Source organism: Marinobacter nauticus (assembly GCF_003634635.1).
Classification (GTDB): domain Bacteria; phylum Pseudomonadota; class Gammaproteobacteria; order Pseudomonadales; family Oleiphilaceae; genus Marinobacter; species Marinobacter nauticus.
The window spans coordinates 210407-230771 of the sequence record NZ_RBJB01000004.1; the positions used below are offsets into that span (position 1 = coordinate 210407).

The 20365-nt window shown below is 56.4% G+C and carries 16 protein-coding genes; 7 read left to right on the plus strand and 9 right to left on the minus strand.

Annotation, left to right across the window (positions count from 1 at the left end):
* Window positions 1-54: 54 nt before the first annotated feature.
* Window positions 55-990, plus strand: coding sequence for an ectoine hydroxylase (thpD, locus tag C7436_RS12395; RefSeq protein ID WP_121208018.1), 936 nt, complete (start codon window positions 55-57; stop codon window positions 988-990).
* 67 nt (window positions 991-1057) lie between these two features.
* Here the strand turns inward: thpD and C7436_RS12400 are convergent, their stop codons facing one another.
* From C7436_RS12400 to rpmH, 6 genes are all read right to left on the minus strand, one after another.
* The gene (locus C7436_RS12400; RefSeq protein ID WP_014423150.1) at window positions 1058-1807 is read right to left on the minus strand and encodes a substrate-binding periplasmic protein; all 750 of its coding nucleotides are present in this window, start codon (window positions 1805-1807) and stop codon (window positions 1058-1060) included.
* Window positions 1808-1972: 165 nt separating this feature from the next.
* Window positions 1973-3343: a tRNA uridine-5-carboxymethylaminomethyl(34) synthesis GTPase MnmE gene (mnmE, locus tag C7436_RS12405; protein ID WP_121208019.1), complete on the minus strand. Its 1371-nt coding sequence runs from the start codon at window positions 3341-3343 to the stop codon at window positions 1973-1975.
* A 72-nt stretch (window positions 3344-3415) separates the two neighbouring features.
* Window positions 3416-5119, minus strand: coding sequence for a membrane protein insertase YidC (yidC, locus tag C7436_RS12410; RefSeq protein WP_121208020.1), 1704 nt, complete (start codon window positions 5117-5119; stop codon window positions 3416-3418).
* A 4-nt stretch (window positions 5120-5123) separates the two neighbouring features.
* The gene (gene yidD, locus C7436_RS12415) at window positions 5124-5417 is read right to left on the minus strand and encodes a membrane protein insertion efficiency factor YidD (protein WP_121208021.1); all 294 of its coding nucleotides are present in this window, start codon (window positions 5415-5417) and stop codon (window positions 5124-5126) included.
* Complete coding sequence (gene rnpA, locus C7436_RS12420; RefSeq protein ID WP_011787298.1) at window positions 5417-5815, minus strand: ribonuclease P protein component; 399 nt, start codon at window positions 5813-5815, stop codon at window positions 5417-5419. The genes yidD and rnpA overlap by 1 nt, the downstream gene beginning before the upstream one ends.
* Before the next feature lie 15 nt (window positions 5816-5830).
* Entirely contained in the window at window positions 5831-5965 is a 135-nt protein-coding gene (gene rpmH, locus C7436_RS12425) for a 50S ribosomal protein L34 (RefSeq protein ID WP_008940054.1), read from the minus strand.
* A gap of 643 nt (window positions 5966-6608) precedes the next feature.
* Here rpmH and dnaA point away from each other — a divergent pair.
* From dnaA to gyrB, 5 genes are all read left to right on the plus strand, one after another.
* Window positions 6609-8072, plus strand: a complete 1464-nt coding sequence (gene dnaA / locus C7436_RS12430) for a chromosomal replication initiator protein DnaA (RefSeq protein ID WP_011783582.1) — start codon at window positions 6609-6611, stop codon at window positions 8070-8072.
* 60 nt (window positions 8073-8132) lie between these two features.
* Window positions 8133-9236 (plus strand): DNA polymerase III subunit beta, encoded by a 1104-nt coding sequence (gene dnaN / locus C7436_RS12435; protein ID WP_121208022.1) that lies wholly within the window; start codon window positions 8133-8135, stop codon window positions 9234-9236.
* Window positions 9237-9254: 18 nt separating this feature from the next.
* Window positions 9255-10526: an ABC1 kinase family protein gene (locus C7436_RS12440; protein ID WP_114434619.1), complete on the plus strand. Its 1272-nt coding sequence runs from the start codon at window positions 9255-9257 to the stop codon at window positions 10524-10526.
* 102 nt (window positions 10527-10628) lie between these two features.
* Complete coding sequence (gene recF, locus C7436_RS12445) at window positions 10629-11750, plus strand: DNA replication/repair protein RecF (RefSeq protein WP_121208023.1); 1122 nt, start codon at window positions 10629-10631, stop codon at window positions 11748-11750.
* 67 nt (window positions 11751-11817) lie between these two features.
* Window positions 11818-14232, plus strand: coding sequence for a DNA topoisomerase (ATP-hydrolyzing) subunit B (gene gyrB / locus C7436_RS12450; RefSeq protein WP_113879386.1), 2415 nt, complete (start codon window positions 11818-11820; stop codon window positions 14230-14232).
* Window positions 14233-14332: 100 nt separating this feature from the next.
* On the opposite strand, the gene C7436_RS12455 is transcribed toward gyrB, so the two are convergent.
* The 3 genes from C7436_RS12455 to C7436_RS12465 all read right to left on the minus strand — a co-directional run bounded on the left by C7436_RS12455 (window position 14333) and on the right by C7436_RS12465 (window position 18345).
* The gene (locus tag C7436_RS12455) at window positions 14333-15100 is read right to left on the minus strand and encodes a VC0807 family protein (protein WP_011783587.1); all 768 of its coding nucleotides are present in this window, start codon (window positions 15098-15100) and stop codon (window positions 14333-14335) included.
* Between the two features lie 106 nt (window positions 15101-15206).
* The gene (locus tag C7436_RS12460; protein WP_113879387.1) at window positions 15207-16484 is read right to left on the minus strand and encodes an aspartate aminotransferase family protein; all 1278 of its coding nucleotides are present in this window, start codon (window positions 16482-16484) and stop codon (window positions 15207-15209) included.
* 88 nt (window positions 16485-16572) lie between these two features.
* Window positions 16573-18345: an ABC transporter transmembrane domain-containing protein gene (locus tag C7436_RS12465; protein WP_121208024.1), complete on the minus strand. Its 1773-nt coding sequence runs from the start codon at window positions 18343-18345 to the stop codon at window positions 16573-16575.
* Between the two features lie 226 nt (window positions 18346-18571).
* Here C7436_RS12465 and C7436_RS12470 point away from each other — a divergent pair, with 226 nt between their 5' ends.
* Entirely contained in the window at window positions 18572-20365 is a 1794-nt protein-coding gene (locus C7436_RS12470) for an ABCB family ABC transporter ATP-binding protein/permease (RefSeq protein WP_121208025.1), read from the plus strand.

Genomic DNA, 20365 nt, shown 5'->3' on the forward strand with positions numbered 1-20365 from the left:
TAACGACTTTTAGAGACATCACCATTCTCGCGTATAAAAGAAGGAGGTTCGAAAATGGACAATCGTACTGACGACTTTTATCCCACCCGCCTCGAGCGCCCGGCAGAGAGTTTCGAGCGCAAGGACCCGGTTATCCACAGCCAGGGAACCGACCGCCACAATGGGCCGCTGAGCGAAACTGAACTGGCCCGGTATGAACGGGACGGCTTTCTGGTATTTAACAACTTTCTGGATCAGGAAACGGTCAAACGTTTCCGGGACGACCTGCGAGCCTATGAGAATGACGACAGCATCCTGCGTTCCGAAGGCACTATTACTGAGCCGGGCAAGCAGGAAATCCGCTCTATTTTCGGGATCCACGAACTGTCTGATCGCTTCGACCGACTGACCCGGGAGTCCCGCCTGCTGGATATGGTGCACCAGCTACTGGGCAGTGATGCCTACATCCACCAGTCACGCATCAATTTCAAACCCGGTTTCCACGGCAAGGGCTTTGACTGGCATTCGGATTTCGAGACCTGGCACGCCGAGGACGGTATGCCGCGCATGCGGGCCGTCAGCTTTTCCATCGCCCTCACCGACAACACACCATTCAACGGCCCATTGATGCTGATTCCCGGCTCCCACAAAACGTTTGTGCCCTGTGTCGGCCGCACGCCCGAGGACAACTACCAGTTCTCACTGAAAAAGCAGGAGCTGGGGGTCCCCAACGAGCAGGACCTGCAGAAGATGGCCGATCAGTACGGCATCCAGGCGCCTACCGGGCCAGCGGGCTCTCTGATCATATTCGAGTGCAACACGTTGCATGCCTCCAATGCCAATATGTCACCCTGGCCCCGCAGCAATCTGTTCTTCGTCTACAACAGTGTGGAAAACCGTCTGGAACAGCCATTCTGCGGCAACAAACCGCGGCCCGACTTTCTGGGCAATCGCAGCCATACCGAGGCCCTGCGCCCGGTTCGTTCACCGGATCTGCGCCGCACCGGTTAAGCGATGGCCCAATAACGAAAAAGGGGAAGCCAGTGGCTTCCCCTTTTGCAATGGAACAAAGCTCTGATCAGAGGCCGTACTTGGTCTCAATAGCCTCGTAGATTCCGTTGTTCTTGATGGTTTCCAGGCCCTGATTCAGTTTCTGGATCACCTCGTCCGGCGTTTCCATGTTCATGGCCAGGTACAGTTCGGTCTTGTTGAACGAATACACCGGAACCAGCCCTTCCACATCCTGCTGGGAGGCAAAATAGGGCCCGGCCAGCTGGTCCGCAATCCAGAGGTCAACCTGTCCCAGTTCCAGGCGCTTCGGGTTCAGATCGTCGCTTTCCATCTCCGAGACCTTATAGCCGCGCTCCAGCAGGTATTCGGTCATGACGTCACCGCGATAGCCGGCATACAGCAAACCCCGGGTATCTTCCAGATCGTCGATCTGCAGGTTGGTGCCGGCCGGGGCAAAGATGGTCCACAGGTTGTTCGCCAATGGCCCTACCCACTTGAACTGCGGTGCCCGGCTTTCGGTATAGGTGGTGCAGAAGATCCCGTGGTTCTTTTTGTTCAGGGCCCGGTTGTAGCCGTAATCCCAGTTCCGGAGCTTGATGACATAGTCCAGCCCGGACGCCTGCAGCACCGCTTTCACCATCTCGGTGCACAGTCCATCAATGCCATCGCCGTTATGCTCGAAGGCACGGCCGGTGGAACTCATGTTGTACGGAGGAAAGTTCTCGGTGTAGATGTAGAGTTTGTCTGAGCCCAGGGCGGGCACAGAAACGCCGGCAAACACCAGCGTGGCAGCTAACAGAGAGGCCAACTTGCGCACGGGTTATCTCCTTTACCACGAATGACTTGGTCCGCTGCACAGGCAGCGGCACGATGAGACAGTAGTGGAGTTTACCCGAGCTTTTAACGTTGTTTTACAGATAAACTGTTTGTTTTCGTAAGGGAACACCCGAGAGCCAGAGCGGGCTGAGGGCTCCGTCCTGAATTATTTTCCGATGCAGAAGCTGCTGAATATCTTACCCAGAAGCTCATCCGGGGTCAGATGCCCGGTGATTTCCCCCAGGGCGTCCTGAGCGGCCCTCAGATCTTCGGCCAGCAATTCACCGGCGCCGTAACCTTCCAGCTGGGTCTGGCCTTGCAACAGGGAATCCCGGGCACGTTCCAGGGCATCCAGGTGCCGGCGCCGGGCCAGGAAGCCACCTTCGGTAGTGCTGGCAAAGCCGATGCATTCTTTCAGGTGCTCCCGCAGGACCTCCAGGCCCTCCGCGGCTTTTGCTGCCAGACGAATCACCGGAGCGGTCTGATGCGGCTCTGCGCTGATGCCGACCGGTTCACCAGACAGATCCACCTTGTTACGAATCACAGTCACCGGCGCGCTTCTGGGCAGTTGATCAATAAAATCCGGCCAGATTTCATGGGGCTCGGTTTTGTCGGTGGTGGTGGCATCCACCATCAGCAAAATACGATCGGCCTGTCGGATTTCTTCCCAGGCCCGGGCAATACCAATCTGTTCCACTTCGTCCGGGCTGTCCCGCAGGCCGGCGGTATCAATAATGTGCAGCGGCATACCATCAATGTGGATATGTTCCCGCAACACATCCCGGGTCGTGCCCTCGATGGCGGTGACAATCGCAGCCTCCCGACCCGCGAGGGCGTTCAGCAGGCTGGATTTTCCGGCATTGGGCCGGCCAGCAATAACCACCTTCATGCCGTCCCGCAGAATGGTGCCTTGCTGGGCTTCACCGAGAATCTTCTGCACCTGCTCCAGCAGACCCTGCAAGTCAGAAGCAACCTTGCCATCGGCCAGGAAATCGATCTCTTCCTCCGGAAAATCGATGGCCGCTTCCACGTAGATGCGCAGATGGGTGATGGCCTCCACCAGGTTATCCACACGTTTGGAGAACACCCCCTGCATGGAACGCACGGCGCAGCGGGCCGCCTGTTCCGAGCTGCTTTCAATCAGATCTGCAATGGCCTCAGCCTGAGCCAGGTCCAGCTTGTCATTGAGAAACGCTCTTTCGGAAAATTCACCGGGCCGGGCCAGCCGGGCGCCCAGGCTGCAGACTTCCCGCAACAGGATATCCAGGATCACCGTACCCCCATGGCCCTGAAGCTCGAACACATCTTCGCCGGTAAAGGAATGCGGGTTGGGAAAGTACAGACCGATGCCCTCATCAATGAGCTCTCCCTGCCGATCCCGGAACGGGCCGTAATGGGCGTACCGGGGTTTTGGCTCAAAGCCCAGCATGGTGCGGGCAATGGCCATGGCTCTGGGTCCGGACACCCGGACAATCCCCACCCCGGCCTGGCCCGGGGCAGTGGCGATGGCGGCAATGGTGTCAGTCGCTGGCTGCATCTTGGTTTTCCTGAAATAGAAATGACAAAGGCTCCACAAGGGAGCCTTTGTCAGGTCAGAAGCACTGTTGAATCAGTACTTCTTGCCTGCCGTTTCCGCTTCGATCTTGCGGGTAATGTACCACTGCTGGGAGATCGAAAGAATGTTGTTCACCAGCCAGTACAGAACCAGACCAGCCGGGAACCACAGGAAGAACACGGTGAAGATCAGCGGCATCAGCTTCATGATCTTGGCCTGCATGGGGTCCGGGGGCGTCGGGTTCAGGCTCATCTGGATGAACATGCTGGCGCCCATCAGGATCGGCAGGATGAAGTACGGGTCCATCTGGGACAGATCCTGAATCCACAGCATGAACGGCGCATGACGCAACTGGACACTTTCAAACAGTACCCAGTAAAGCGAGATGAACACCGGCATCTGCACCAGTATTGGCAGACAGCCGCCGAGCGGATTGATTTTCTCGCGCTTGTACAGCGCCATCATTTCCTGGGACATGCGCTGGCGATCGTCGCCATAGAGCTCTTTCAGCCGGGTCAGTTGCGGAGCAACCGCGCGCATTTTCGCCATGGAGCGATAGCTGGTGGCGGAGAGGTGGAAGAACACCGCTTTTACCAACACCGTCAGCAGGATGATAGCGACACCCCAGTTACCGACGAGGCCATAGAACCATTCAAGAATGTAGAACAGCGGCAGGGAAATGAAGAACAGCCAGCCGAAATCAACGGTGCGATCCAGGTTCGGAGCCAGAGCTTCCAGCCGATCAATGATCTTGGGACCGACATAAGCAGTGGCGCCCACTTCTGCGGTCTCACCCGGTGCTACCGTCGTCGCAGGATAAACAAAGCCCATGACATGGAGATCGCCCCGTCGGGTGGTCTGGAACTGGGCTTTCTGATCCCGCTCGGGGACCCATGCGGTCAGGTAGTAATGCTGCAGGAAGGCCAGCCAGCCATTGGTGACGGACTGATTGACGCGCTTCTCTGACAGATCCTCGAAATCGTACTTCTCATACGGATCTTCCGGGGTACTGATCACCATGCCGAGATAAGCCCGGATTCCCATGCTGGCCTGGGAGGTCGGATCTGGCGCCTGATCGCGTACGATCTTGCCGGTGAAGTTACCTTGCCATGGGCTTTCTGAACGGTTGTCGATCAGGTAGCTGACATCAATCTGATAGCTGTTGCGGGCCAGATGATAGCGTTTGGTGATGGCTACACCGCTGTCAGTGGTGTACACCAGGTCGATGGTCAGTTCATCTTCCCCTTCCGCCAGCTGGTAACTGCCGGTTTCTGCCTGAAATACCGGAGCGTCACCGGCCTGGCTGCCATCCGGGCCATCGCGACCGATCAGGCCACTTTCCAGGAGATAGGTGCGGGTACTGGTATTGGTCAGCAGTTTCAGTGGCTGTTCGCTGTCCAGAGACTCGTCGTATTGTAACAGGGAACTGTCAACCACATTACCGCCTACGCGGTCGATCTTCAGCTCGTAAACATCCGTGGTCACGGTAATGAAACGATCTGCCAGATCCTGATCGCTGCTGGCGGAGGTTGTCGCGAGTGAGCCGGTCTCCGGCGTTGCAAACTCTTCACCGCCTGCGTTGTTATCCTCAGGCAGGATCATGTCATCGGTGCTGTTGGTAGCACTGCTGTCTGAGGGAGATTGCGCCTCGGCAACCTGTTCTGTTTGAGGCTGGTGATAATCCTCGTTCCAGGCAAGTACCATCAGGTAACTGACAATGGCGAGGCCGGCAAACAAAACGATGCGTTGAATATCCATAAACTTAGTGTCTGGTCTGAGTAGTGGAATGAGTGCTTTCTGTCGGATTGCAGGCCTGGCCGGAGCGAGGCGCCGTATTCAGTTCCGTTCCCGGTACCGGATCATAACCGCCTTCTGCCCAGGGATGACACCTGAGTAGCCGGGCTGTTGCCAGGTAACCGCCTTTCAGAGGTCCGTGATGTTGGATGGCCTCGAGGGCGTATTGTGAACAGGTAGGGTAATGACGGCAATGGCTGGCCATCATCGGACTGATGGCATACTGGTAGAACCGGATGGGCAAGAGCAGGAGTTGACGCATTACTCCGTACCTCTGGGATTGCCGACGGATTGATCAGGCGTGGACTGCCGGTATTTTTTCTTTACCCGATGCCAAAGATCATTCAGTGAGGAACGGACCGTATCGTTATCCAGCCGATCCAGCCCCTGGCGGCCGAGCACAATGATATCAAGGCCTGGCAGATCTGGTTGGAGCCGGAAGGTTTCCCTTACCTGACGCTTGATCCGGTTTCTCTGAACGGCGAGCCGAAGATTCTTCTTGGAGAAGATCAATCCGACCCTGGCGTGTCCCAATGAGTTGGCAGAGGCCAGGATCAGAAAATTCCTGTGCGGAACTTTCAGCGTTACGTCATTGAAGACCCTGCTGTAATCCGAAGGTTTCAACAGTCTGTGAGACTTCGGAAACGTCAAGGCCTTCATGAGGCAGGCTTCAGATTACGCAGACAGGCGTGCACGGCCCTTGGCACGGCGACGAGACAGTACCTTGCGACCATTGGCTGTCGCCATACGGGCACGGAAACCGTGAACGCGCTTGCGCTTCAGGACGCTCGGTTGGAATGTTCTTTTCATGGTGATGTTCTCACAAATCGTCGATGGACATTGATCAGTGGCTGGAAAATAGACAGCCAAAACAGGAGCGGCATTCTAGTCAAATACCGGTGCAAGTTCAATGGTTATAGTTTGGTCAGGCAAGATTCTGGCATGGGTACTAACCGACATGGTGAGTAATAGAATCTGTAAGGTCTTTTTAAAATTCTTTCAAAGATATTTATTACTGTTATTAGGCACCTTGATTTCTGTGGATAAGAGAAATTTAATCTGAATAATCATGAGATTAACGCCATGACAAAGCTTGTGACAGATACCCGTGAGCCCTGTGGATTTCGTCATCACGGATTGTGCACAAGTGGGATAGGTGATGGTGAACCGAGTTATGCAAGTATCCGTCAAGATCTTTCCCACAGGACTGAACCCCGGCTTTGCACAAGCTCCTGTGAATAACTTTTTTTCAGGCATTTTCTGTACACAAGGCTGTAGATATGTCTGAAACAATCTGAAAAATATGAAGAAAAGTTTCCACAGGGTGTTTATGACAAAGGTTTCCGGCCTTTTACTGAAGGCTCGTGCAGGTTAGAATCTCCGGTCACTTCAGGCACCGGTTGGCGTTGGTTTAACGGTGCCTTATCAGTCAGGTTTTCGGGAGCAGGCGGTCGTGCCGAACAGTATGTGGCATCAATGTCTTGAAGTACTCCGGGATGAGTTTCCCGCACAGCAGTTCAATACCTGGTTGAGGCCCCTTCAGTCTGATCACCGGGAAGGGCAGCTCATGCTGTTTGCCCCGAACCGGTTTGTGATGGACTGGGTCAACGAAAAATACCTTCGCCGTATAGAAGAAGTATTGAAGGATCTGAATGGTGGTCAGGCGCCACGAGTCATGATGAAAGTGGGCTCTGCGCCCAAGCCCACAGATCCGGTGGTTCGCTCCGAAGTGGCGCCGCCGGTCCGGGTCTCGGAAGAAACCGAGCAGACCGTTACGGAAGAAGAAAGAAGTGTTGCGGCTACTGTTGCGGATTCAGCACCAAGAGCGATGTCTGCGCCGGCACCCAAGGCCCAGGCCGAGCGCCGTCCGGTGCAGGTAGAAGGTGATATCAAACACCAGAGTTTTCTTAACGAAACCTTTACCTTCGATACCTTTGTCGAGGGTAAATCGAACCAGCTGGCCCGGGCTGCCTCCATGCAGGTGGCGGAAAACCCCGGTGGTGCCTACAACCCGCTGTTTCTTTATGGCGGCGTGGGCCTGGGTAAAACCCACCTGATGCATGCCATTGGCAATGAGATTGTGCGTCGCAACCCGCGCGCGAAGGTAGCCTATCTGCGTTCGGAACGGTTTGTGGCCGACATGGTCAAGGCACTGCAGCTGAATGCCATCAATGAGTTCAAACGCTATTACCGGTCGGTGGATGCGCTGCTGATTGACGATATCCAGTTTTTTGCCCGCAAGGAACGCTCTCAGGAAGAGTTTTTCCACACCTTTAATGCGCTGCTTGAAGGTGGCCAGCAGGTGATCGTGACCTGTGACCGTTTCCCGAAAGAAATCTCTGATATGGAGGAGCGGCTGAAATCCCGCTTTGGTTGGGGCCTGACGGTGATGGTTGAGCCTCCGGAACTGGAAACGCGGGTGGCGATCCTGATGAAGAAGGCGGAACAGGCCAATGTGAAACTCAGCAGCGAGGCCGCGTTCTTTATTGCACAGAAAATCCGGTCAAACGTTCGTGAGCTTGAAGGGGCGCTGCGTCTGGTGATAGCGAATGCTCACTTCACTGGCTCAGAGATTACCCCGCCGTTTATCCGTGAGAGCCTCAAGGATCTCCTGGCCCTGCATGAAAAGCAGGTGAGCATCGATAATATCCAACGAACGGTGGCTGAGTACTACAAGATCAAGGTGGCGGATCTGCTGTCCAAACGCCGCACTCGCACAGTCACCCGGCCGCGCCAGGTGGCTATGTCCCTGGCCAAGGAACTGACCAATCATAGCCTGCCGGAGATTGGCGACGCGTTCGGTGGGCGTGACCACACCACCGTTCTGCATGCCTGTAAAAAGATTGTTGAATTGCAGGAAACCGATCCCGGTATCCGTGAGGATTATCAGAATTTTATGAGATTGCTGACCACCTGATTGAAGGTGGCCTGTACGAACAACACATACATTCACTTCCGATAACTGAAGCCGAGTGCCATGAAACTGACCATCAGCCGTGAATCACTGATCACCCCGCTGCAAAGCATTGCGGGCGTTGTGGAAAAGAAACAGACCATGCCGGTGTTGTCCAACGTACTGCTGGAAGCGGAAGACAATACGCTGACACTGACCGGTACCAATATGGAAGTGGAGCTGGTGGCTCGGGTAGCACCAGTCCATGTGGATCAGCCTGGTCGTATCACGGTTCCGGCGCGGAAGTTGGCGGATATCTGCCGGGCCTTGGGGGATGAGGCGCCTATCGATCTGGTACTGGAAGGCGATCGTCTGCATCTGCGCGCCGGAAATTCCCACTTCACCCTGTCGACGCTGCCAGCGGAGCACTTTCCCAATGTCGAAGATGAGCCGGAAAGCTTCCGCCTGGCATTGCCACAGAAAGAGCTCGGTCGCATGCTGGATGCCACTGCGTTCGCCATGGCCCAGCAGGATGTGCGTTATTACCTGAACGGGTTGTTGCTGGAAGTGGATGTTAATCATGCCCGGGTTGTGGCTACCGATGGTCATCGTCTGGCCATGGCCCAGTTCGATCTGGATACCGGGTGTCCAGAGTTGCGGCAGGTTATTGTGCCTCGTAAAGGTGTGCTGGAGCTGGCCCGGCTTCTGGATGATGAAGAATCGCCGGTTACGCTGGTCATCGGTGACAATCATCTTCGGGCGACGGTGGGCAGCTATACCTTTACCTCCAAGTTGATTGAAGGCAAGTTCCCGGATTACAACCGGGTGATCCCGCGGGGCGGCGACAAGACCGTACTGGCTGATCGTTCAACGCTGAAAAGTACCCTGCAGCGGGCGGGCATTCTGTCTCACGAGAACATCCGTGGTGTGCGCCTGAACCTTTCTCCCAACCAGTTGCAGGTGTTCGCCAATAACCCTGACCAAGAACAGGCCGAAGATGCGTTGCCGGTGGAGTATCAGGGCGAATCCCTGCAGATCGGGTTTAATGTAGGCTATCTGGTAGATGTCATGAATGCACTGGATGATGACCAGGTGAAGATTACGTTGTCGAATCCCAACAGCAGTGCGCTGATTGAGGCTCAGAACGACAACCGTTGCCTGTATGTTGTCATGCCGATGCGACTGTAATCAGGTTTGGAGGGCTCTATGGGTGCTGTAACGAATGGAATCAAAGGCGCGTTCAGGATCGGTCAGACCCTGTCTGTGCTTGGCCGCACCGGGGTAAACTGGGTTCGGGGCGATCGGCCCCCTGCCCCGAAACTGTTGAGGCAGACCTTCGAAAGCCTGGGCGCAACCTACATCAAGCTGGGACAATTTATTGCCAGCTCGCCGACCTTTTTCCCCAAGGAGTATGTGGAGGAGTTCCAGTTCTGCCTCGACAAGACCCCGAGCCTTCCCTTCAGCGTAATCAAGAAGATCATCCGGGACGAGCTTGGTCGCCCTATTGATCAGGTGTATTCGGAAATTGATCCGGTTGCACTGGCTTCGGCATCCATTGCCCAGGTTCATGCTGCTCGCCTGGTAACGGGTGAAGAAGTGGTGATCAAGGTTCAGAAGCCGGGTGTGGAAAACATTCTGCTGACGGACCTCAACTTTCTTTACCTGTCTGCCCGAATGCTCGAGACGCTGGCCCCGAAACTGTCCTGGACCTCCATGTCCGGCATTGTGGATGAAATTCAGAAAACCATGATGGAAGAGTGCGATTTCATCAAAGAGGCCAACAACCTGAAAGTGTTCCGGGAATTTCTGCAGAACACCCACAATGAAGACGCGACGGTGCCGCGGGTGTACGAGCATTGCAGTACTCGCCGGATTCTGACTATGGAGCGGTTCCATGGGGTTCCATTGACGGATCTGGAAAGTATTCGAGGCTTTTCCCGGGATCCGGAGCGGACATTGATTACCGCCATGAATACCTGGTTCGCCAGCCTGACCCAGTGCGAGTTTTTTCACGCAGACGTTCATGCCGGTAACCTGATGGTGCTTGAGGACGGTCGCGTTGGTTTTATCGATTTCGGCATTGTCGGTCGGATCAGGCCGGATACCTGGCAGGCCGTGAGCGATTTCATTTCGGCGATTATGGTGGGCAATTTTGACGGTATGGCTGACGCCATGATCCGGATTGGCGTTACCCGGCATACCGTGCGGGTGGACGATCTGTCTGCTGATCTTCAGCGTCTGTATCGTCAGATGGATCGCATGGTGCCGGATGATGTGCCCTATGAAGTGGAACGGGCCGAGGACGACGTGAATAATATCCTGATGGACATGGTAAAGGTTGGCGAAAGTCACGGTTTGCATTTCCCCCGTGAATTCGCCTTGCTGCTCAAGCAGTTCTTGTATTTCGACCGCTATGTTCACATCCTGGCGCCAGAAATGGATGTGTTCATGGACGAACGGCTAACCATGCTTCATTAACCGGTCTACCGGGGTTTCTAGTACACTAGGGCGATATCGGAAACGGTATCGCCCTTTCTCGTTTTGGTCGTCCGAATTCTCAGCCTGAGCACTCCGTTACCCATGGCGTTAGTCAAACTCCAGACACAGCATTTCCGAAACCTGTTATCTGCGCCTGTAGAATTTTCACCGTCCTTCAATCTTCTTTATGGCGCCAATGGCAGTGGTAAAACCAGTGTGCTGGAGGCAATTGGTTATCTTGGACTTGGCCGGTCGTTTCGGGTCAGCCGGCATCAGGCAGTGGTGGCCCACGGGCAGTCGAAGCTGACTGTCTTCGGGGCACTGGATTCAGGTCTGTTGGCTCAAGCGTCTTCAGAAAAGGTTGAGCACAGGATTGGTATTTCCCGGGATGTCAGCCTCAAGGAAACCCAGTTGCGGGTAGATGGTGAGGCGGTTCGCAGTCTTTCGTTTCTGGCGATGCATCTTCCGGTCTCGGTGATTGATCCCGGTGTGTTCGACATTGTTGCCGGTGGTCCGGGCAAACGCCGACAGTTTCTGGATTGGTTAGTGTTCCACGTGGAACCTTCCTTTTCTGCCCTGTGGCAACAGGTTCAGAGGGTCACGTCACAGCGGAATCAAATGCTGAGAAATGGTAGACTGGACGAATCGTTGATGCGGGTCTGGGATTCCCAGTACGGCGCCTTGGCGGAGTCGTTGAGTGACATCCGCGAAACTGTCTTCCATCGCTTCAAGATCGCTTTTGAATCGGTGTTGGCGGAGCTGGATGCGCCTTGGGTGGAAGGTCTGAAGATGGACTTCTACCCGGGCTGGGATCGAAGCACAGCGTTGACCGAAGTACTGGTTAACCATCGCGAACAGGAACGTCGTATGGGCCACACCTTGTACGGCCCGAACCGGGCGGATATCCGCCTGAAGTTTGGTGGTCGTCCGGTGGCGGAAACCTTCTCGAGAGGCCAGCAAAAGACACTGGTGATCCTGATGAAGATTGCTCAGGGCAAGGTGTTGAGTGATCTTGGCAAACAGGTGACGTTTCTGTTGGACGATATCAACGCCGAGTTGGATGTTCGTCATCGCGTTATGCTGGCTCGCAACTTACAGGAACTGCGTTGTCAGGTGTTTATCACCTCCATTGAGCATCCGGAACCGGACACGTTGTGGCACGATGGGGATACACCTGAATACAGAATGTTCCACGTGGAACATGGACAATTGACGGAAGAATAGCTGAGCCTGGCGGGTTCGCGAATTATCGTGTCGCCAGGGCTGGGCTCACCTCCAGGAGTCTCTTTTAATGAGTGAATCGAACTACAATTCCTCCAGTATCAAAGTCCTCAAAGGACTCGACGCGGTGCGTAAACGGCCCGGTATGTACATCGGTGATACCGACGATGGCACCGGCCTGCATCACATGGTCTTTGAGTTGGTGGATAACTCCATCGATGAGGCTCTGGCTGGTTACTGTTCTGAAATCGGCATCATCATCCACCCGGACGAATCCATTACCGTAAAAGACAACGGTCGCGGTATCCCGGTCGATCTTCATGAAGAGGAAGGTGTTTCGGCCGCCGAGGTCATCATGACCGTCTTGCACGCCGGTGGTAAGTTCGACGACAACTCCTACAAGGTCTCCGGCGGTCTGCACGGCGTGGGTGTGTCTGTGGTCAACGCCCTGTCTTCCTCGCTGACCCTCACCATCCGCCGGGATGGCAAGGTCTACGAGCAGAGCTACACCCACGGCGTGCCCAATGCGCCCCTGGGCGAAGTCGGTGAAACCGATGCCTCCGGTACCAAGGTTCACTTTATTCCCTCGCCGGAAACCTTCACTCATATCCAGTTCCATTACGACATCCTGGCCAAGCGCCTGCGGGAACTTGCGTTCCTGAACAGTGGTGTGCGTATCCGCCTGACGGATGAGCGTTCAGGCAAGGAGGAGATCTTTGAGTATGAAGGTGGTCTGCGGGCCTTTGTTGAGCACCTGAATACCAACAAGACGGCCATCAACCGTGTCTTCCATTTCAACCGTGAGCGGGAAGATGGCATTGCGGTAGAAGTGGCCATGCAGTGGAACGATGCCTTCCAGGAAAACATCTACTGCTTCACCAACAATATTCCCCAGCGTGATGGTGGTACTCACCTGGCCGGTTTCCGGGCAGCACTGACCCGCTCTCTGAACAACTACATTGATCATGAAGGCCTGGGCAAGAAAGCCAAAGTAGCAACCTCCGGTGATGATGCCCGGGAAGGCCTGACCGCTATCATCAGTGTGAAAGTGCCCGATCCCAAGTTCTCCTCCCAGACCAAGGACAAGCTGGTGTCCTCGGAAGTGAAGACGGCGGTGGAGCAGGAACTGTATCAGAGCTTTGCGGAGTACCTGCAGGAGCAACCCAACGAAGCCAAGCAGATCGTTAACAAGATGATCGAAGCGGCCCGTGCCCGGGAAGCAGCCCGTAAGGCCCGGGATATGACCCGCCGTAAGGGCGCCCTGGACATTGCCGGCCTGCCCGGCAAGCTGGCGGACTGCCAGGAAAAAGACCCTGCCCTCTCCGAACTGTTCATTGTGGAGGGTGATTCTGCGGGTGGCAGTGCCAAGCAGGGCCGTGATCGTAAGACCCAGGCCATCCTGCCCCTGAAAGGTAAGATCCTGAACGTCGAGAAAGCCCGTTTTGACAAGATGCTGTCTTCCGCGGAAGTTGGCACTCTGATCACGGCACTGGGTTGTGGCATCGGCCGCGAAGAGTTCAACCCGGACAAACTCCGTTATCACTCCATCATCATCATGACCGATGCCGATGTGGACGGTTCACACATCCGTACCCTGCTGCTGACCTTCCTGTTCCGCCAGATGCGGGAAATCATCGAGCGCGGCCATGTGTTCATTGCCATGCCGCCACTGTACAAGGTCAAGCGTGGCAAACAGGAGCAATACCTGAAGGACGAGAAGGCGAAGGAAGCCTATCTGACCCAGACGGCCCTGGAAGGCGCCCAGCTCTATGTGAACCCGGAAGCACCGGCCATCAAGGATTCCGCCCTGGAAACCATGGTGAAGGATTATCAGGCAGTGATGGCGATGATCGATCGCCTGTCCCGGGCCTATCCGGCCAAGGTACTGCAGCAGATGGTCTACAACAGTACGCTCAAGCCGGAACACCTGAAGGAAGAGGCTGAAGTGGCCCGTTGGGTGGCGCGCCTGGGTGAAGGTCTGGATCTGGATACCCGCACGGGCACCAAGTACACCTTCTCCGTTACCCGCGATGAGGAACGGGGCCTGTACCTGCCCAAAGTCACCATCTTTGTGCATGGCATTCCCCATGAGCATGTGTTCAGTCATGACTTCTTCGAGTCTTCGTCCTACGGGGCCATTGCCCGTCTGGGCGAGACCCTGGAGGGGCTGATTGAGGATGGCGCCTACATCCAGCGTGGCGAGCGCAAGCAGTCTGTGCTGTCCTTCGAGGGCGCCCTGGAGTGGCTGATGAAGGAAGCCCAGCGTGGCCTGAACATCCAGCGATACAAGGGGCTGGGTGAAATGAACCCGGATCAGTTGTGGGAAACCACCATGGATCCGGAAACCCGCCGGATGATGAAGGTCACCATTGAGGATGCGATTGCCGCGGACCAGATCTTCACCACACTGATGGGGGATGACGTGGAGCCACGGCGGGACTTCATCCAGAGCAACGCGCTGGAAGTGACCAACCTGGATATCTGATCAGACAAACCTTGTTGGCAATAAAAAACGGTGGCTCCTTGTGGATGCCACCGTTTTTTTATGGGTGTCCGGGGAACCCGGAAACCGGTGTTGTAATAACCTATTTCGAGGACCCTGACTCTGCCCTCTTCCGTTCCTTTTCTTTTTCCTTTTCAATCAGATGTGGCGCCATCACCTCTTCCAGGGTATACCCCGTCAGGCGCCGGATGGTGCGCCAGAGGTAATAGAAGATCAGCATCATCATCACCATGGAGGGGATGGCAATCATCGGATAGCTCACCAGGGTCATGCGGCCCAGTTCCTCATTGAAGGCCTGGGTGCCCGAAGGGCTCACCACAATCCATTTCGCCAGCACATAATTCATGATGGACGAGAACAGGAAGGTGCCGGCAAAGAAATAGCTGGCCTTAAGTAGCCGCCCTTCAAACTCCTCCACGCAGTTCTTTTCTTCCAGTGAGGCCTGAATCTTGTCCACGTCCAGCACATTCGGGTTATAAAGCAGAGTACGGACCAGGGGGTACCTGGTGCGCGTAGACACCAGTACCGCCAGACCAATGACGGCGGGCACGGCCGCTTCCTTGATGGCGAGCCAGCCGGCATCCAGTTCCAGCAAACCAATGCCGCCGGTGAGGCCGACACTGATCAGGCCCAGCAAGGCGATGAAGTTTTTCTTGTGGTAGCGCACCAGCTCGAACAGGCCCCAGCCCAGGGGAAACGCCAGGCCGATGATCAGCGCATTGACGCTGCCGAGGTGTTCGTCACCACTGAACTTCATCAGAATCACCGAGGGAATGATGATACTGACCAGCAGGTCGATCCAGGGTCTGGGTTGGTGGTCTGGAGTGGGAGAATTACTCTGGGACGTCATGGTTACCGCCTGATCGGTGAATCAACGGCAGAACCCGAGGGGGGCACTGCCGGAAAGAGCTTCCGGCAGTATACGACGAATAGGAAGTCAGAAGTAACCGCCTGGTTCAGGCGCCCACTTCCTTCAGGCATTCCTCAACAATATTCAGCCCTTCTTCCAGCACTTCGTCTTCGATGGTCACCGGCATCAGGAATCGCAGTGTGTTGCCGTGCATACCGCAACTCAGCAGGATCAGTCCTTTCTCCTTTGCCTTTTTGGTAATGGCCCCGGCCAGTTCTGGCATGGGCTTGTGACTTTCCTTGCTTTCCACCAGCTCGAAGGCCGCCATGGGGCCCAGATTGCGAGCGTTGTCCACATGGGTGAACTGCTCCTGCCATTGGTCGAACCGGGATCTAAGTTTCTCGCCCAGGCGCTGGCTCCTGCCAAGGATATCTTCTTCCTTGATGACATCGAACACCGCCAGGGCGGCGGCGCACGCGGTGGGGCTGCCGGTGTAGGTACCGCCCAGGGAGTTCGGGCCGGAGGAGTCCATCACCTTGTCCGTGCCGACGATGGCCGAGATGGGCATGCCATCGGCCATGGATTTGGCCATGGTCATAATGTCCGGCTCAATACCACTGTGTTCGATGGCGAACAGCTTGCCGGTGCGGCCAAAGCCACTTTGCACTTCATCCACGATCATCATGATGTCGTTTTCATCGCAGATCTTGCGGATGGCTTTCAGGAAACTTGGCGGTGCCGGGTAGAAACCGCCCTCACCCAGAACCGGCTCCAATACGATGGCGGCGGTTTCATGGGCCGGGGAGTCGGCTTTCATGGTCATCGCCAGGCCGCGCAGGGACTCTTCTTCGGAAATGCCATGGTAAGGCACCGGGTAAGGCGCGCGGTAGACCAGGCCGGGCATGGGCCCGAAGGAGGTCTGGTAAGGGGCGGCCTTGCCGTTCATGGCCATGGTGAAGAAGGTGCGGCCGTGGTAACCGCCGTCAAAACAGATAACGTTGTTTTTGCCGGTGGCTGCGCGGGCAATCTTGACTGCGTTTTCCAATGCCTCGGCGCCGGAGTTGGCCAGCATGACCTTGCCGTGGCCTTTTACCGGCACCACTTCGCTCAGTTTCTGAGCCAGCTTCACGTAGCCCTCGTAGGGCATCACCGTCTGGCAGGTGTGCATCAGTTTGTCGAGCTGCGCCTTGACGGCCTCAACCACCCTGGGATGTCGATGGCCGATGTTCAATACGCCGATACCGCCGGCGAAATCGATCATGCGTTTGCCATCTGCGTCCCAGACCTCTGCGTTCAGGGCGTGATCTGCAAATTGATCATTGGGGCTTGCTGCGCCCGCGGCGACGTATCGCTCTTTGAGTGCCTGCAATTCTTTGTTGCTCACTTTGCGTGTCTCCCTGTGTCAGGATTAGGAATTTCTAGTACCAGTGTAGGGAGTACGCACCCAACACACAAACCGACCAACGGGGCACTCAGTGTTCTGTCTGGCTCCCGGTGTCCCGGAATTGCAGGCTGGCCAGGCGCCGGTACAGCGCGTTATCGCGGATCAACTGGTCGTGACTGCCCACTGCCAGCAGTCGGCCCTCGTCAAATACCGCGATCCTGTCGGCATCCCGCACCGTTGCCAGCCGATGAGCAATCACCAGGGTAGTCCGGCCCTCCGTGAGCGCCGGCATGGCCTGCTGAATCAGATGTTCGCTTTCCGCATCCAGGGCGCTGGTGGCTTCATCAAGCAGCAGAATCGGAGCGTCGGCCAACAGCGCACGGGCAATCGCCAGTCGTTGTTTCTGGCCACCGGAAAGGCCCTGGCCGGCATCACCCAGGGGCGTGTCGTAACCCTGTGGCAGGGCCTGAATGAATTCGTGGGCGTGGGCAATACGGGCGGCTTGCTCGATCTCAGCCTGATTGGCCTCGGGCCGGGCGTAGCGAAGATTATCGGCGACAGTGCCATGAAACAGGGCGGGATTCTGCGGCACCAGAGCGAAACACCGCCGCAGGTCAGCCAGTGGAACCATGGCGGTGTCTATGCCATCCAACCGGATAGAACCGGCCTGTAGCGGATAGAAACCCAGTAGCAGATCAAACAACGTGGATTTACCGGCACCGGACGGACCGACCAGGGCAAGGGTTTCACCCGGCTGGATCTCCAGAGAGACCCCGGCAAGCGCTGGCCGTTCCGTGCGCCCGCTATAGCTGAAGCTCAGGTTATCCAGAGTAATTGCACCGGTCACTGTGCCCGGGAGCCTGGCCGTTCCCGTCTCGGGACGCCGCTCCGGCTCGGTCTGCAGCAGCTCGAACAGGCGAGCTGCGGAACCGGCGGCGCGCTGCAATTCGCCAATCACCTCACTGATGGCTCCAGCCGCGACCCCCACCAGCAGGCTGTAGAACACAAAGGCTGCCAGCTCACCCGGTGAGATTCGGCCATGAATCACATCCAGCCCGCCAATCCAGATGACAATACCGACGGCGCCCATTACCAGGGAAATCGCCAGTGTGGTCAGCCAGGCGCGCTGGCGAATCCGTTGCCGGGCAATATCGAAGGCCTTTTCAGAGACCTCGGCGAAGTAGCGGCGATCGTGAGGCTGATGATTGAAGGCCTGTACGGTTTTGATCTGGCTGAGATTCTCCCCGACATAACTGCCAACATCCGCCACCCGATCCTGACTCAGTCGGGACAGCGCCCGCACCCGGCGGCCGTAAAACAGGATCGGCGCAATCACCAGCGGAAACCCCAGCAGGATGATGCTGGCCAGCTTGGCGTTGGTGACAAACAGAAGAATCAGCCCGCCGATAAGCATCAGCGTGTTGCGCAGGGCGATGGAGACGGTGGAGCCAATCACCGATTGCAGTACGGTGGTGTCAGCCGTAAACCGGGACTGAATCTCCAGGGCCCGGTTCTGTTCAAAGAAGCTGGGCGTGAGATCGATCAGGTGATTGAATACCCGTTTGCGAATGTCTGCCACCACCCGTTCGCCAATCCAGGACACCAGGTAGAATCGGGCAAACGAACCAAAGGCCAGGCCGAGGACCAGCACGAAAAACAGGCCGATAGCCTTGGCGAGGTTTTCCGGAGACTGCGTGGCCAGGCCCTGATCGACCAGAATGCGCAGGCCCTGGCCCAGACCAAGGGTGATGCCGGCGGTAATAACCAGGGCAATCAGCGCACCGATCACGGCTCGTCGGTAGGGGCTGATAAACTCTATGACAAGTCTTAGAGCTTTACGATGGTTGGGGCTGATGGTCACTCTCCTGATCGATCAAAGTTTAATTAAGCCGTTTCTTTTACGATTTGTCCTCAGATGAAGACGTATCATAGCTGTTAGCAAGAGTGCACGGGATGGGGAGCCTTTCCGGGACCGTCAAAAGCCAGGGATGGCTTTTGTCGAGCGTACAGGGATGTATTTACAGCGTGTCCCGGAAAGGCTCCCCATCTCGGGCGCTCGACATCTCCAAAAGTTCAAGGATATTGCATTGAGAGCCTACGCCGACAACGACTACCCCGCCGATCATAAGCCAGACTGGTCGATTATTTCCGGGCTGTGGCCGTATCTTCTGGAATTCAGGGGGCGGGTCGCGTTGGCTATGGCGATGCTGGTTTTGGCAAAGCTGGCCACCGTCGCCACCCCGGTGGCACTGAAATACATTGTCGACTACCTGGACCAGAACCGAGGTGCCGACATGCTGCTGTGGATTCCGGTTGTCTTGGTAGTGGCCTACGGTAGCCTGCGTTTTGGTGCCACCCTGTTCAGCGAACTGCGGGATGCCGTGTTTGCGCGGGTCGCGGAGCGGGCTATGCGGCGGGTCTCTCTGCGGGTGTTTGAACACCTGCACCAGAGGGAACTGGGATTTCATCTGGACCGTAAAACCGGTGGCCTGGCCCGGGATATTGAACGCGGCACCAACGGCATCAGCTTTCTGCTGCGCTTCACCCTGTTCAACATCGTGCCTACCATCCTGGAAATCCTGCTGGTGGCGGGCATCCTGCTGGTGGTGTTCAACGTCGGGTATGTCGTCGCCATTCTGGTGGCGGTGGTTGTGTATGTGGTGTTCTCCATCAAGATCACCGAATGGCGGACGAAATTTGTTCGGGAGGCCAACGCCCGGGATAACCAGTCCAACTCCCGGGCCATCGACAGCCTGCTCAACTACGAAACCGTCAAATACTTCAACAACGAACGCTACGAAGCCGAGCTTTACGATCAGGACCTGGATGAGTGGGAAAAGGCTCGGTTGAAGAACCGTCTGTCGCTGGCCACCCTGAACGCTGGCCAGGCATTGATCATCGGCGTGGCGCTGATCGTCATTATGGCCATGGCGGTACGCGAAGTGGCCAGCGGCGAAATCACTCTGGGTGATTTCACCATGATCAACGCCTACCTGATCCAGCTGTTCATTCCTCTGAATGCCCTGGGCTTTGTCTACCGGGAAATTCGCCAGGCCCTGGTGAATGTGGAGCGTCTGTTCAAACTGCTGGGTGACCAACCGGCAATCCAGGACGCGTCGGATGCCAGGCCCCTGGTTGTGGATAACGGAGAGGTACGCTTCGAACATATCCACTTTGCCTACCGCCCGGACCGGTTGATCCTGCAAGACGTTAGCTTCACTATCCCTGCCGGCCATACCGTGGCGGTGGTGGGCGCCAGCGGTGCCGGCAAGTCTACCCTCGCCCGGCTGCTGTTCCGCTTCTACGAGGTCGATAACGGCGCGATCCGGATTGATGGCCAGGATATTCGATCGGTCACCCAAGACAGTCTGCGTTCTGCCATCGGGGTGGTACCGCAGGACACCGTACTGTTCAACGATACGCTTTACCGTAACCTGGCGTATGGCCGCCCCGAAGCGACCGAGGAAGAAGTCTACCGGGCCGCGCGCATGGCCCACCTGGAAGATTTCATCCACAGCCTTCCAGAAGGCTACGAAACGAAAGTCGGCGAGCGCGGCCTTAAGTTGTCTGGCGGCGAAAAACAGCGGGTGGCCATTGCCCGGGTTATCCTGAAGAACCCGCCAATACTTATTCTGGACGAGGCAACCTCCTCCCTGGACTCCTTGTCCGAACAGGCCATCCTCGGTGCCCTGAAAGAGGTCAGCCACCAGCGTACTACCCTGGTGATTGCCCACAGGTTATCCACAGTTCGCGATGCCAATAGCATTCTGGTGATGGACGGGGGCCGGATTGTCGAAAGTGGCAGTCATCACGAGTTGCTGGCCCGCGATGGTCATTACGCCCGTCTTTGGGAACAGCAACATCGGAGTGAGGATAACTAA